Origin of the sequence: Phenylobacterium sp., assembly GCF_036563285.1 — a bacterium.
Taxonomy (GTDB): domain Bacteria; phylum Pseudomonadota; class Alphaproteobacteria; order Caulobacterales; family Caulobacteraceae; genus Phenylobacterium.
Genome location: NZ_DATCMR010000011.1, coordinates 445445 through 459311, shown reverse-complemented (window position 1 = coordinate 459311; position 13867 = coordinate 445445). Strand labels below are relative to the sequence as shown.

Genomic DNA, 13867 nt, shown 5'->3' with positions numbered 1-13867 from the left:
GGCTCTGGGCAGTCGATTGCAGCCGCACTGTGGCGTGCCGATTGCCGTCGACGCCCCTTAGGAGCTGAGCTGCGACAGCAGGACGTCCCCTGTGCGCGCTTCCCCTGTAAGCCGTCCGTCTATCCGCCAGACGAGGCCCTCGGGCCGCCAGTCCGCCATAGCCGTCCCGGCCAGCTCCTGCGCCAGCCCGCGCATCAGGCGCGACCCGAAGCCCTGCCGCGTGGGCGGCTCCACGGCCGGCCCTCCGTCCTCGCGCCACATCAGAGTGAGGCGGCCAGGCCGGTCTGGGTCCTCGTCGTCGGCGCCCACCTCCCAGCTGATCGACACGCGCCCGCCCGGAACGCTTAGCGCGCCGTATTTCACGGCGTTGGTGGCCAGCTCGTGCAGCGCCATCGAGAGCGCCAGCGCTTCCTGGGGCGCGAGCCGCACCCGGGGCCCCTGCAGGCTGAAGCTCTCGGGATCCTCGCCCCCGAAGGGCGCGAGCGCCGCCGCCGCCGCCGCCGCCAGCTCCGCGCCTGCCCAATGCTCCCGCGTCAGCACGTCGTGTGCTCTCGAAAGCGCCATCAGCCGGTCCAGGAAAGCCGCGTGTCCGCTCCGCGGGTCCTCCGCCCGCGCGGCCTGGGCCGCCAGGGACTGCACGGTGGCCAGGGTGTTCTTTACGCGGTGGTTCAGCTCGTTCATCAGCAGTTGCTGGCGCATCTCGGCGAGCTTCGCCGCGGTGATGTCGACCACAACGGCGGTGATGTACTGCGCCTGGCCGTCGGGCCCCCGCTGCGCGGAGACATTGTTGCGCACCCACACGACCGAGCCGTCGCCCCGCACGTAGCGCTTCTCGATGACGAACGGCTCTCCGGTGGCGGCGAGCCGGCGGAACTCGGCCTCGTTGGCGGGCAGGTCCTGCGGGTGGGTGACCGCCTGCATGGTCAGGCCCAGCAGCTCTTCGCGCGTGCGGCCCAGGATCTCGCACTGACGGTCGTTGACCAGCACGAACCGCCCCGTGAGGTCGGTCTGGGCGATCCCCACCGTCACCTGGTTGAAGATGCCGGCGAACCGCGCCTCGCTGGCCCGCAGCTCCCGCTCGGCGCGCACCCGGTCGGTGATGTCGCTGCCCTGGGCGAAGATGCCGACCACCTTCCCCCAGCGGTCGACGATCGGCTGGTAGACGAAGTCGAAGTAGCCGACCTCGAGCGGCCCGTCACCGTCCTGCGGCAGTTGGATGGGTATCTCGCGGCCCTCGAACGGCTTGCCCGTGCGGTAGACCTCGTCCAGCAGCTCGAAGAAGCCCTGGCCCTCAAGTTCGGGGATGGCCTCGCGCAGGGGTTTGCCTTCCAGGTCGCGCCAGCCCATCAGGCGCAGGTAGCCCGGGTTGGCGTACTGGAAGACGTGGTCGGGTCCGTGCAGCACGACCGCCAGTCCCGGGGCCCGCTCGAACAGCTGGCGCAGTTCGGCCGATACCGCCGCCCACGCCTGGCTCTCGTCGGATGCCCCTTCCTGCTCGTTCACCGTCGCCGTCGCTCGTTTGGATTGATCGCTGGGTTGGCGCAACGCCGCCCGGTTGTGCTCATAACTCGCATGTCGAGAAGGCGGCTGCCCACCCACTGCGATCAAGGGATCGGAAGTAACCCTTGCTCTTCGAGGAACGCTTTGAGGTCTCCGCCCTCGAACAGAACCGCGCGCACGCCGGCCCGGGCGGCGGCCTCCATGTCCGAGGCCTTGTCACCCACCATCAGCGAGCGGCCCTTGTCGATCGGCCAGTCCGCCAGCGCGCGCAGGATCATGCCCGGATTAGGCTTGCGGTCCGGAGGGTCGGGGTGGCGGTAGGCCTCCACCGGCGCTTCGGGGTGTTGCGGGGCGTAGTAGAAGGCGTCGATACGCCCGCCGGCCTTGGCGAGGTCGTCGACCATCTGCGCATGCAGGGCGTGCATGTCGGCCTCGGAGTAGTAGCCGCGCCCCACGCCCGACTGGTTGGTCACCACGACCACATACCAGCCCGCGCGGTTGAAGGCGGCCACCGTCTCCTGCGCCCCCCGGATCCAGGCGAAGTCCTCCCACCGGCTCACGTATCCACGGTCCTCGTTCAGGACGCCGTCGCGGTCGAGGAACAGGGCGGGCTTCAGGGGCTGGGGCGGAGCGCTCACGACAGAGGCCTTATAGCGAGGCGGCCGCGGGCGCGATTTCAAAAAGCCTAAATCGCAGGCTAAGGTCCGCCCTCCGATCATCGAAGGCGCACCGCTTGCCCACTTCACCGCCCGCCGTACTCACCCTCGATGACCTGAAGGTCGACTTCGAAACCCACGACGGGGTGGTCAATGCCGTCCGCGGCGTCTCCCTCGCCATCCCGCGCGGCGAGACCCTGGGCGTCGTCGGTGAGAGCGGCTCGGGCAAGAGCCAGACCTTCATGGCCGTCATGGGCCTCTTGGCTCGCAACGGCCGCGCCTCAGGCTCGGCGAAGTTCCAGGGCCAGGAGCTGCTGGGGCTGAAGCCCCACGAGCTCAACCGCATCCGCGGTTCGAAGATGACCATGATCTTCCAGGATCCGCTGACCGCGCTCACGCCGCACGTGCGCATCGGCGAGCAGATCGCGGAGCCGCTTCGCCTGCACGACGGTCTGTCCGATGCCGACGCCAAGACGAAGGCGCGCGAGTGGCTGGAGCACGTGCGCATCCCCGACGCCGCACGGCGCATGCGCCAGTACCCGCACGAGCTCTCGGGCGGCATGCGCCAGCGGGTGATGATCGCCGCGGCCATGGCCGGTGGGCCCGAGCTGCTGATCGCCGACGAGCCGACCACGGCGCTCGACGTCACCGTCCAGGCCGAGATCCTCGATCTGATGGCCGAGCTGCAGCGCGAGACCGGCACGGCCATGGTGCTGATCACCCACGACATGGGGGTGATCGCCCGGCTCGCCGACCGCGTCTGTGTGATGAAGGACGGAGCCTATGTGGAGGAGGGCGCCGCCGCGCAGATCTTCTCCAAGCCGACGACCGAATACACCCAGGCCCTGCTCGCCGCCGTGCCCAGGCTCGACCGCCTCGACCGCGGCGGCCGCCCAACGTTGTCGCCGGTGAAGAAGACCGCGCCGGTGATCGTCGAGGGCAAGGACGTGAAGGTCCATTTCCCGATCCACGAAGGCCTGTTCGGCAAGACCCGGACCCTGCGCGCGGTCGATGGCGTGTCCTTCCAGGTGCGCCAGGGCGAGACGCTGGGCGTCGTCGGCGAGAGCGGCTCGGGCAAGTCGACGCTGGCGCGGGCGGTGCTCAACCTGCTGCCGGCGAATGAGGGCGCCGTGACGCTCATGGGCCGCGACATCACCCATGCCGACCGCGAGACCCTGCGCAACGCGCGCAAGGACCTGCAGATCGTCTTCCAGGACCCTCTGGCCAGCCTCGACCCGCGCATGACCATCGGCGACTCCATCGCCGAGCCCCTGAAGGTCTTCAAGCCGCAACTCGACCGTCCCGGGCGCGACGCGGAGGTGCAGGCGATGATGGCCAAGGTCGAGCTCGATACGGCGCTCATCAACCGCTACCCGCACGAGCTCTCGGGCGGCCAGAACCAGCGCGTCGGCATCGCCCGGGCCATGATCCTCAAGCCGAAGTTGGTGATCTGCGACGAGGCGGTCTCGGCCCTCGATGTGTCGATCCGCGCGCAGATCATCGACCTGCTCATCGCTCTGCAGAAGGAGATGGGCCTGGCGATGATCTTCATCAGCCACGACCTGGCCGTCGTGCGCGAGATCAGCCACCGCGTGCTGGTGCTCTACCTCGGCCGCGTGGTGGAGCTCGCCGACCGCGACCGGCTCTACGCCGAGGCGCACCACCCCTACACCAAGGCCCTGCTCTCCGCCGCGCCGATCCCGGACCCGAAGATCGAGCGCAACCGCAAGCGGCTGAAGCTCACCGGCGAGCCGCCCAGCCCGATGGACCCGCTGGCGGCATTCCGGTTCCTGCCCTCGCGCCTGCCGGTGGACCCGAATGCGCCCATGCTGGCGCCGGAGCTGAAGGAGGTCGCCCCCGGGCACCTCGTGGCCGAGTTCGATCCGCCGCAGGCCGCCTAGGCCTCGGCCGCCGCCAGGATCTCCGCCGCCGTCACCGGCTGGGGCTTCAGCACCTGCGGCCGCCGCTCGCGCACCTCGGCGAGGGCGTCGAGGAAGCGCTCGGGATCGTTCATCGGCAGGGGCTGCAGGACGTTCGGCGCATACCGCCACCACTGCGCCTCGAGCATGCGCGGGATGAGGTCCTCCGCCAGACGGTAGCGAAGCACCCGCGCCGGCTGCCCGACTACGATTGCGTAGGGCGGCACGTCGTGCAGCACCAGGCTGCGGGCCCCGACGATCGCGCCGTCGCCGATCTTCACGCCCGGGGCGATCATCGCCCCGTCGCCGATCCAGACGTCGTGGCCCACCTCGACCAGCCGCAGGCCGAATTCGTAGGGCCAGGCGGGCGCCGTGACCCCGTAGGTTTCCCGGAAGTGTCCGGTCGCCGGCAGGGCGTCGTCGTAGAACACCGGCGAGGTGCTCACCCAGTCGGTGGGGTGCGGCTGGCCCATCCAGCGCACGTGCCGCCCGATGGAGCCGTAGCGGCCCACCTGGACATGCAGCTCCAGCTCGGCGTTCGAGTATGTGAATGCGCCCATCGAGAGCGGCAGCACCACCCCTTCGAAGATCTGGGCGTAAGGCTCCAGGGCGCAGGCGTCGTGGAACGCCAGCCGCTGGCCGACCAGCCAGCGTCCCTTGTGGAAGATGCGGCGCGCCTCGAAGAAGGCGAGCAGCCCCGGCGTGACGGTCACCACCTGCATGGCCAAGGCTCCTAGCACAGCCCCACCGGGACGTGCTGCATTGCGGGAGGCGCATGCCGCCGCTAGGTTGCCCGGCCTTTCGACCGGACCCCGCCCCACCGTATGACCCTGGCCTTCGACGACATCCTAGCCGCCAAGGAGCGGTTGCAGGGCCAGATCGAGCGCACCCCGTGCCGCCATTCCAAGACGCTCTCGGAGATCACGGGGGCCGAGGTCTGGGTGAAGTTCGAGAACCTGCAGTTCACCGCCGCCTACAAGGAGCGGGGCGCGCTGAACAAGCTGATGCAGCTGGGGGAGAACGCCCGCAAGCGGGGCGTGATCGCCGCGTCCGCCGGCAACCACAGCCAGGGCCTCGCCTACCATGCGGCCCGGCTCGGCGTGCCGGTCACCATCGTCATGCCCAAGACCACCCCGTTCGTGAAGGTGCAGCAGACCCGCGCCCACGGCGCGGAGGTGGTGATCGACGGCGACGGCTACGACGACGCCTCGGCCACGGCCCGCAAGCTCTGCGACGAGCGCGAGCTGACCTTCGTCCACCCCTTCGACGACCTGGACGTCATGGCCGGCCAGGGGACGGTCGCGCTGGAGATGCTGGAGGAGGTCCCCGACCTGGAGGTCCTCCCCGTGCCGATCGGCGGCGGCGGACTCATCGCCGGCATGGCCACGGCCGCCAAGCACGTGAACAAGGACATCCGCATCGTGGGCCTGGAGCCCGCCATGTTCCCCTCCTTCACGGCCAAGATGCGCGGCGTGCGCACGGCCAAGAACCTGGGGGCCTCCACCATCGCCGAAGGCATCGCGGTGAAGGAGGTGGGCGAGCTCACCTACGCCATCGCCCGGCCGCTGATCGACGAGGTGCTGCTCATCGAGGAGCCCTACTTCGAGCGCGCCGTTGCGCTCTACTGCAACGTCGAGAAGACCGTGACCGAGGGCGCGGGCGCCGCGGCCCTCGCCGCGCTGCTGGCCTATCCGTCCAAGTTCCGCGGCAAGAAGTGCGGCCTGGTGATCACCGGCGGCAACATCGACACCCGCCTGCTGGCCAGCGTGCTCACGCGCGAGCTGGTGCGCGAGCAGCGGCTGGTCAGCCTGCGCATCGTCGGCGACGACCGCCCCGGTCTGCTGGCCACCGTCTCGGCGGTGATCGCCCAGATGGGCGCCAACATCATCGAGGTGGCGCACAACCGCCTGGCCCTGGACGTGCCGGCCAAGGGCGCGGAGTTCGACATCATGATCGAGACCCGCGACGCCCAGCACACCCAGGAGATCATGGACGCGCTGCGCGACCGCGGCTATCCGCCGAGGGCTATCTGAATGCTGTTCCGCCTCTTCGTCATCGCGCTGGCCGCGACCAGCCTCGGGTCCTGCCAGAAGGCCGGCGGCAAGGCCGACGCAAAGGCGCCCGAAGCCACGGCACAGGCGTCCGAGCCCACGCCGGAGGGCAAGGCCTTCCTGGAGAAGACGGCCAAGGAGCCGGGCGTGAAGCCGCTCAGCGACGGCATCCTCTACAAGGTGGTCCGCTCCGGCCCCACGACCGGGCTGAAGCCGCAGCTCGGCGACGAGATCAAGGTCCACTACGAGGGCAAGCTGATCGACGGGACGGTGTTCGACAGCTCCTACGACCGCGGCCAGCCCGCCGCCATGGAGCTGCGCCAGCTGATCCCGGCCTGGGAGAAAGCGCTGCCCCAGATGCGCGCCGGCGACGAATGGATCCTCTACGTCCCGCCGGCGCAGGGGTACGGCGCCGAAGGTACGCCCGGCGGTCCCATTGGCCCCAATGCGGTGCTCGTCTTCCGCATCGAGCTCATCGACCTCCTGCCGCGGCCGGGACGGGTCCAGCAGGGGTGATCGCCCCCTGCCGATGACCTTCCCCTTCACCGACGCCACCCGCGAGAGCCTCGCCGCCGCGTGCCGCGCCTTCCCGCGCTCGCCGCACGACGGCCACGGCTTGAAGCCTGCCGCCGTCGCGATCGTGCTGACCGAGACCGACGATGGCTCGGGCGAGACCGCTTTCCTCCTCACCCGGCGCGCCACCACGCTCCGGGCCCACGCCGGGCAGTGGGCCCTGCCCGGCGGCCGGTGCGATCCGGGCGAGACCCTGGAGCAGGCCGCCCTGCGCGAGCTTCACGAGGAGCTGGGGTTGAGGCTTGCGCCCGACCACATCCTGGGCGTCCTCGACGACTACCCGACGCGCTCGGGCTACGCCGTGGCGCCGGTGGTCGCTTGGCTGGACGATGCGCGCGACCTGCGGCCCAACCCGCACGAGGTCGCTTCGGTTCACCGCTTCCGTCTCGACCGGATGGCCCAGGACGGGGCGGTCGAGTTCGAGACGATCCCGGAGAGCCCGCGGCCGGTGATCCGGCTGAAGCTCGGCGAGCACGACATCCACGCGCCCACGGCCGCCGTGGTCTACCAGTTCCGCGAACTGACGTTGGGGCGCGTCACGCGCGTGGCCGACTTGGAACAGCCGGTCTTCGCCTGGCGCTAGAGCCGCAGGTCGGGCGCCTGGCCCGTGATCAGGCTCACGGTCCGCCCGCTCACCCAGACCTGCCCGTTGGCGTCCTGCCGCAGGCGCACCCGGCCGGTGCGGCCGAGGCGGGCGCCCTGGGCGGCGACGTAGCTGCCCCTGGCGCGGCCTGACGCGAACAGCCATTGCGCGAGGGAGGCGTTCAGGCTGCCGGTCACCGGGTCCTCCAGCATGCCGCCGAACTGGTCGGTGAAGAAGGCGCGGACCTCATAGTCGACGTCGCCGCCCGCGTGGGGGCCGATCACCCCGATCTCTATGCGGCCGGTGTGCGAGCGGTCCGGCTCCAGGGCGAGAACCGCCTCGGCGGACTTCAGCATCACGCCACGCCAGCCGGGGCCGTTGTCGACCCACGCGCTGTCGACGATCTCGCTCGGGTCGATGCGCAGGACGTTGGCGATCTCGGCGACCTCGCCAGGACTCAGGGCGTCGGAGCGCACGAGCGGCGGGGCGGCGAAGGCGAGCTGGCCGGCGTCGCGGGTGATGGCGACCAGGCCGACCGCGCACTCCTGCACGATGAGGTCCGCATGGCGTGGCTTGCCCCCCGCTTCGAGCCAGGCGTGGCAGGTGCCCAGCGTCGGATGCCCGGCAAACGGCAGCTCGCGGTCCAGGGTGAAGATGCGCACGCGGTAGTCGGCGTCCGGACTGGTCGGGCGCAGCAGGAACGTGCTCTCCGACAGGTTCATCCAGCGGGTGATCTGCTGCATCGCCTCGGTCTCGAGGCCGTCGGCGTTCGCGAACACCGCGACCGGATTGCCCGAGAAGTGGGCGAGGCCGAACACGTCGACCAGCTGGCAGGGATGGCTCATGGCTGCGGTCTCCGGATGAGGGCTTCGCCACGGCCCCACCCGTGACGCACGACTTGTAGCGCAGCCGTGGGGCCGCGCCACCTGGCCTAGGCGGCCAGTTCCACCGCACGCCGCCGCGCCCGGGCCTCGGCGTTGTTGACCAGCGCCCAGCGCAACATGCGGCCGAGGCTCCGGACGCCGGCCCGCGCGACGGCGCGGCGCGCCGCGGAGAGCCGGAAACCGTGCAGGTCGGCCGCCCACTGGGGCAGCAGGTCCTTTGCGGCGTCGAAGGCTGCGGCCATCGCGGGCCCGGCCGCGGCGGTCGGCGGCCGTTCGGCGAAGAGCGCCTGGACCACCTCGCGGGTCCGGTGGTCGTAGCGCAGTTGCGGGCGCATGGCGTCCAGGTAGGCCGCCACCTCGGCCCGGCTCTGCGGCACGTTCGTCGCGCCGAGCCGCCGCGCGATCTCCGCGGTCTCCCGGTAGTAGCGGTCCTGCTCCGCGGCCGGGAACGCTGGGTCAACGTAGCGGAGGTAGCCGGCCAGGAACGAGCTCACCTCGGCCACGTGGACCCAGGTCAGCAGGTCCGGGTCGTCGGCGGAATAGGGCGTCCCGTCGGGCAGGGTCCCCGCGACGCGGCGGTGGATGGCGCGGACGCGATCGATCAGACCCTGCGCCTCGGTCCTGTCGCCGTAGGTCGTCCCCGCGATGAACCGGGCGGTGCGCTTCAGGCGGCCGGACATGTCGTGCCGGAAGTTCGAGTGGTCCCAGACGCCGGCGAGGGCGGCGGGGTGCAGCATCTGCAGGAGCAGGGCCGTGATCCCGCCAACCATCATGCCGGCGAGGTCCCCGTGCACCTTCCAGCAGGCGCTGCCGGGACCGAAGAGGCCGGTGTCGCGCCGGTTGCGCTCGACCGTGTCGTCGCCGGTCCCGCCCATGAGCTGGCGGACCTGCAGCACGATCGCGTGGCGGAGGGAGGGCATGCGCTGGAACATAGGGGGTGCGCAGCGATCCGGAAGCCCGCGCACTGGTTCCGCCGTCGGTCCGGGGCTATGCCTCGCCCATGGCCCGCGACCTCGCCCCCGCCGCGATCGAGATCCTGTCGACCCTGGTCTCGTTCGACACCACCTCCCGCGGTTCGAACCTGCCGCTGATCGAATGGGTGGAGGGCTACCTCGATGGGCTGGGCGTGCCGCACCGGCGGGTTCCGAACGAGGACGGGAGCAAGTCGAACCTGATCGCCTCCATCGGCCCGGCGGAGGCCGGCGGCGTCGTGCTCTCCGGCCACACCGACGTGGTCCCGGTGGACGGACAGCCGTGGTCGTCGGATCCGTTCGTGCTCACGGAACGGGACGGGCGGCTCTACGGGCGGGGGACCTGCGACATGAAGGGGTTCCTGGCGCTGGCGCTGGCCGCCGCGCCCGACCTGGCGGGCGCGCACCTGAAGAAGCCGGTGCACCTGGCCTTCTCCTACGACGAGGAGATCGGCTGCCTGGGCGCGCCGCGGATGATCGAGATCATCGGCCGCGAGCTGCCGAGGCCGGCGCTGGTCGTCGTGGGCGAACCGACCGGCATGGAGGCGGTGAACGGCCACAAGGGCATCGCCACCTTCAACGTCACGGTGACCGGCCGCGAGGGGCACTCGAGCCTGCCGCACCTGGGGGTCTCGGCAGTGATGGAGGCGATCCCGCTGATGGCCGCGCTGCGCGAGCTGGCCGAGCGGCTGGACCGCGAGGCCGATCCGGCCAGCCCGTTCACGCCGAAGGGCGCCACGCTGACGATCGGCCTGCTGAACGGCGGGACGGCGCACAACATCCTGGCGCGGGAGTGCCGGTTCACCTTCGATCTGCGCTGCCCGCCGGGGTTCGATCCGGAGGCGGTGCTGGCGCCGTTATACGAGCACGTGCGGGCGCTCGACGAGGCGCTGAAGGCACGGGCGCCGGAGGCGGGGGCTACAATCGAGAAGCGCACCGACGTGCCGCCGTTCGCGCCGGAGCCGGGCGGCGTCGCCGAGGCGTTCGCGCGGCGGCTGGCCGGCGACAACGGCCCCGCACGCGTGGTGGCGTTCGCCGCGGAGGCCGGGCAGTTCCAGCGGGGCGGGTTCTCGACGGTGATCTGCGGGCCCGGCTCCATCGAGCAGGCTCACCAGCCGGATGAGTACGTCGACATCTCCCAGATGGAGCGCGGCGCGGCCTTCATGCGCCGGCTGGTCGAGTGGGCCGCCGCGGGCGAATGACCACGCGCCGGCCGAACAGGTCCAGCGGGTTCCAGGTCATGGCGCGCGCGATCTCGAGCGAGCCCACCTTCCGCTGAGCCTGCGCCTCGCGGCGGGCGTCAAGCGCGATGTGCAGGTCCTTCAGCCCCGCCTTGAAGCCGCGCCACGGGGAGGCCAGCTCACCACGGGTGGCGTGGCGGGCGAAGAGCAGCGCCGTCGCCAGCAGGTGCACCGGAAGGGTGAGCCAGAAGAGCACCGGCGGGGTGTCCTTCACGAAGATCCAGAGGCGGTTGCGGGTGCCGTGGAAGACCGCGAAGTCGGAACGGGGACCGCCGGAGGCCGTGCCGCCCACGTGGCGGACGACGGCGTCGGGGACGATGAGCGTCGGCTCGCCGCGCAGGCGCAGCCGGTAGCCTAGGTCGACGTCTTCGCAGTAGCAGAACAGCCGCTCGTCGAAGCCGCCCATCTCCAGGAACAGGGCCCGGTCGATCAGCATGGCGCCGCCACAGGCGGAGAAGGCTTCGCCCGCGGCCATCGGGCCGGGGTCCGGTTGGAGATAGCCGCCGCGGAAGGGGAAGCCGGCGGCGGCCATGACGTCGCCGAGGCCGTCCAGGCGGCTGGTGTCCTCGGCCAGCAATTGGCGGCAGCCGAAGCTCTTCACGGCGGGGTTGTCGGCGGCGGCTGCCAACAGCTTCTCCAGCCAGTCCGGCTCAGCCATGGCGTCGGGGTTGAGCAGGGCGAGCCAACGGCCCTCGGCCGCGCGGGCGCCCTGGTTCACGGCGGCGGCGAAGCCGAGGTTCTCCGCGTTGCGGATGAAGACGACCGAAGGGTCCGCCTTGGCGGCGGCCTCGGCGGCGCCGTCTGTGGAGGCGTTGTCGACGAGGATCACCTCGGCGGCGACTGTCTGGGCCTTCAGGCTGGCCAGGCAGTCGCGCAGCAGCGGCCCGCTCTCGTAGGCCACCACGACGACGCTCACGGTCTTGTCTTTTGCGCCCGCGCGGGCCATCCGACGGCTCAACTCCGAACCTTCGAGTCGACATGACCACGATCACGCCGCTCGCCCTCGCCGAGGTCCTGCTTATCACGCCCAAGCGCCATGGCGATGCGCGCGGCTGGTTCACGGAGACCTGGAGCAAGCGCGTCTTCGACGAGGCCGGCGTCGCGGCCGACTTCGTGCAGGACAACCAGGCCTTCAACGCCAGGAAGGGTACGCTGCGCGGCCTGCACTTCCAGAAGGCCCCCCATCCGCAGGCGAAGCTGGTACGGGTGCTGAAGGGCGCGATCTGGGATGTGGGCGTCGACGTCCGGCCAGGGTCGCCGACCTATGGCCAGTGGGCGGCGGCGACGCTGACCGCCGACGGCGGCGAGCAGATCTTCATCCCCCGCGGCTTCGCCCACGGCTACGTCACGCTCGAGGACGACACCATGCTGGCCTACAAGGTCGACGGCCTCTATGCGCCGGACCGCGAGGGCGGGGTGCTCTGGAACGACCCCGATCTGGCGCTGCCCTGGCCGCTGGAGGGCGAGCCGGTGCTGTCGGACAAGGACCGGGTGCTGCCGCGGCTGAAGGACCTGGGACCGGTCGAGTTCTAGGCATGTCACATTACGTGGCAGGGCTATTTGAAGCACCGAGCGCGACAACTCTCGGAGTGGACTAAGTCCATGATACACAATGAGAAGAACCTCTCGTGAGTGTATCAGACAGCCTCAAACGCCCCAAAAGAAAGCAAGCCTGAGTTCCATTCGGCGAGGACGTCCGGGTCGGTCTCCGGCTGGGCCGCGCGCAGCGCTGCGAAGGCTTCGGGTTGCAGAAGGCGCGACAGCGCCCAGACGGCGGCGCCGCGGACCAGGGGCGAAGGATCCCCGAGGAGGCGCTCGGCTTGGGGGGCGAGGGCCGGGTCGCCGGAATTGCCGATGGCGTAGAGCACGTTGCGGACGAAGCGGTCGCGGCCGATGCGCTTCACCGGGCTCTTGGCGAACAGGGCGCGGAAAGCGGTGTCGTCCAGGCGGGACAGTTCGGCCAGCGCGGGCGCCTTCAGGGCCTCGCGGGCGGCCAGCTTCTGTTCCCGGGCCGCCGCGGCGAACTTGTTCCAGGGGCAGACCGCCAGGCAGTCGTCGCAGCCGTAGATGCGGTTGCCGAGCATCGGCCGGAACTCGGCCGGGATCGCCCCTTTCAGCTCGATGGTCAGGTAGGAGATGCACCGGCGCGCATCGAGCTGGAAGGGCGCCGGAAAGGCGTTCGTCGGGCAGACGTCCAGGCAGGCGGTGCAGGAGCCGCAGTGGACCGGCTCCGGGGCGTCGGGGGCGATCTCCAGCGTGGTCAGGACCGAGCCCAGGAAGAGCCAGGAGCCGAACTCCCGGCTGACCAGGTTGGTGTGGCGGCCCTGCCAGCCCAGGCCGGCGCGCTCGGCCAGCGGCTTCTCCAGCAGGGGCGCGGTGTCGACGAACACCTTCACCTCGCCGCCGAACCTCGCCTGGATCCAGCGGGCCAGCGCCTTGAGCTTCTTCTTGATCAGCTCGTGGTAGTCGTCGCCCTGGGCGTAGACGCTGATGGCGCCGCGGTCGGGCTGCTTCAGCACCGCCAGCGGGTCGTGCGCGGGGCCGTAGTTCACGCCCAGGACCACGGCGCTCTTCGCCTCCGTCCACATGGCCCGCGCGTGGGCGCGGCGCTCGCGGGTCTCCGCCATCCAGCCCATCTCGCCGTGGCGACCGGCGTCGAGGAACTCGGCCAGGCGGGCGGCCGCGGGCCAGGCCTCGTCGATGTCGGTGAAGCGGCAGAGGTCGAAGCCGAGGGCATGGGCCTCAGCGCGGATCAGGTCGGCCCAAGTCTCTCTTGGCGTGTCAGAAGTCGAGGTCGTCATAATGCGGCGCAGGCGTCAGGCCCGGCCAGCGATCCGTCAGCAGCGGCCGGAAACACGGCCGGGATTTCAGCTTCATGTACCAGGTCTTGGCCTGCGGGAAGTCCGCCCAGGGCACGTCGCCGAAATAGTCGATCACACTGAGGTGGGCGGCGGCGGCGAAATCGGCCAGCGACAGGCGCTTGCCGGCCAGCCAGTCGCGGTCGGCAAGCAGGGCCTCGACGTAGAACAGGTGGTTCTTCAGCGCTTCGCGGCCCTGGCGCAGGTTGGCGAACTCCGGCGCGCCCAGGCCCAGCAGCCGCTTCTCCATCTTCTCGTGCAGCAGGAAGCCGCCGACCTCGAAGTCGAACTTGCGGTCGAACCACTGCATCAGCCGGCGGGCCTCGGCGCGCTCAGCGGGGCCGCGGCCTAGCAGCGGCGGCTCGGGGTTGACCTCCTCCAGATGGTCGAGGATCGCGCGGCTCTCGCAGAGCACCAGGCGGGCGTCGCCCTCGCTCTCCACCAGCACCGGGGTCATGCCGGACGGGTTTAGCCGGATGAAGTCCTTCGGCCGCTCCCAGTACTTCACCGCCACCTCGGTGAAGGCCAGCCGCTTCTCGCCCATGGCGAGGCGCACCTGGCGCGAGGCCGGGTCGAGGGGGAAGTGGTGCAGGGTGCGCTCGAGGCTCATGTCGGCTGCCGCGGACCTTGC

The 13867-nt window shown here is 70.8% G+C and carries 14 protein-coding genes; 6 read left to right on the top strand and 8 right to left on the bottom strand.

All coding sequences use genetic code 11. The annotated features are described in order from the left end of the window. Positions 1 to 57: 57 nt before the first annotated feature. A complete protein-coding gene (locus tag VIL76_RS12930) occupies positions 58 to 1503 on the bottom strand; it encodes a PAS domain S-box protein (protein WP_332045441.1) in 1446 nt (481 codons plus the stop codon). Between the two features lie 101 nt (positions 1504 to 1604). Further along, positions 1605 to 2138: an HAD family hydrolase gene (locus tag VIL76_RS12925; protein WP_332045440.1), complete on the bottom strand. Its 534-nt coding sequence runs from the start codon at positions 2136 to 2138 to the stop codon at positions 1605 to 1607. A 95-nt stretch (positions 2139 to 2233) separates the two neighbouring features. Between VIL76_RS12925 and VIL76_RS12920 the strand changes: the two genes are divergently transcribed. Further along, a complete protein-coding gene (locus tag VIL76_RS12920) occupies positions 2234 to 4057 on the top strand; it encodes a dipeptide ABC transporter ATP-binding protein (protein ID WP_332045439.1) in 1824 nt (607 codons plus the stop codon). On the opposite strand, the gene VIL76_RS19725 is transcribed toward VIL76_RS12920, so the two are convergent. Next, positions 4054 to 4797 (bottom strand): CatB-related O-acetyltransferase, encoded by a 744-nt coding sequence (locus tag VIL76_RS19725; RefSeq protein WP_349257485.1) that lies wholly within the window; start codon positions 4795 to 4797, stop codon positions 4054 to 4056. The two genes, VIL76_RS12920 and VIL76_RS19725, sit on opposite strands and share 4 nt — an antisense overlap. Positions 4798 to 4899: 102 nt before the next feature. Between VIL76_RS19725 and VIL76_RS12910 the strand changes: the two genes are divergently transcribed. Genes VIL76_RS12910 through VIL76_RS12900 form a run of 3 tightly spaced genes read left to right on the top strand, consistent with a single transcriptional unit; the run spans position 4900 to position 7282 of the window. Beyond that, positions 4900 to 6108 carry a threonine ammonia-lyase gene (locus VIL76_RS12910; RefSeq protein ID WP_332045438.1) on the top strand — a complete coding sequence of 403 codons (1209 nt, stop codon included), beginning with the start codon at positions 4900 to 4902 and terminating at the stop codon, positions 6106 to 6108. Further along, complete coding sequence (locus VIL76_RS12905; protein WP_414695432.1) at positions 6109 to 6642, top strand: FKBP-type peptidyl-prolyl cis-trans isomerase; 534 nt, start codon at positions 6109 to 6111, stop codon at positions 6640 to 6642. Positions 6643 to 6655: 13 nt separating this feature from the next. Next, positions 6656 to 7282 (top strand): CoA pyrophosphatase, encoded by a 627-nt coding sequence (locus tag VIL76_RS12900; protein ID WP_332045437.1) that lies wholly within the window; start codon positions 6656 to 6658, stop codon positions 7280 to 7282. Here the strand turns inward: VIL76_RS12900 and VIL76_RS12895 are convergent. Together VIL76_RS12895 and VIL76_RS12890 are read right to left on the bottom strand one after the other, a co-directional pair. After that, positions 7279 to 8127, bottom strand: coding sequence for a PhzF family phenazine biosynthesis protein (locus tag VIL76_RS12895; RefSeq protein WP_332045436.1), 849 nt, complete (start codon positions 8125 to 8127; stop codon positions 7279 to 7281). The two genes, VIL76_RS12900 and VIL76_RS12895, sit on opposite strands and share 4 nt — an antisense overlap. An 86-nt stretch (positions 8128 to 8213) precedes the next feature. Next, positions 8214 to 9086, bottom strand: a complete 873-nt coding sequence (locus VIL76_RS12890; RefSeq protein WP_332045435.1) for an oxygenase MpaB family protein — start codon at positions 9084 to 9086, stop codon at positions 8214 to 8216. A gap of 80 nt (positions 9087 to 9166) precedes the next feature. Here VIL76_RS12890 and argE point away from each other — a divergent pair, with 80 nt between their 5' ends. Next, positions 9167 to 10339, top strand: a complete 1173-nt coding sequence (argE, locus tag VIL76_RS12885) for an acetylornithine deacetylase (protein WP_332046498.1) — start codon at positions 9167 to 9169, stop codon at positions 10337 to 10339. On the opposite strand, the gene VIL76_RS12880 is transcribed toward argE, so the two are convergent. Next, positions 10299 to 11294 (bottom strand): glycosyltransferase family 2 protein, encoded by a 996-nt coding sequence (locus VIL76_RS12880; RefSeq protein ID WP_332045434.1) that lies wholly within the window; start codon positions 11292 to 11294, stop codon positions 10299 to 10301. The genes argE and VIL76_RS12880 overlap by 41 nt on opposite strands. A gap of 62 nt (positions 11295 to 11356) precedes the next feature. Here VIL76_RS12880 and rfbC point away from each other — a divergent pair, with 62 nt between their 5' ends. After that, positions 11357 to 11911, top strand: a complete 555-nt coding sequence (gene rfbC, locus VIL76_RS12875; protein WP_332045433.1) for a dTDP-4-dehydrorhamnose 3,5-epimerase — start codon at positions 11357 to 11359, stop codon at positions 11909 to 11911. 104 nt (positions 11912 to 12015) lie between these two features. On the opposite strand, the gene queG is transcribed toward rfbC, so the two are convergent. Together queG and VIL76_RS12865 are read right to left on the bottom strand one after the other, a co-directional pair. Then, on the bottom strand, positions 12016 to 13179 hold the full coding sequence (gene queG / locus VIL76_RS12870; RefSeq protein ID WP_332045432.1) for a tRNA epoxyqueuosine(34) reductase QueG: 1164 nt from the start codon (positions 13177 to 13179) through the stop codon (positions 12016 to 12018). Further along, positions 13160 to 13846 carry a glutathione S-transferase family protein gene (locus tag VIL76_RS12865; RefSeq protein WP_332045431.1) on the bottom strand — a complete coding sequence of 229 codons (687 nt, stop codon included), beginning with the start codon at positions 13844 to 13846 and terminating at the stop codon, positions 13160 to 13162. Before VIL76_RS12865 ends, queG begins: the two co-directional genes overlap by 20 nt. Between the last annotated feature and the right edge of the window lie 21 nt (positions 13847 to 13867).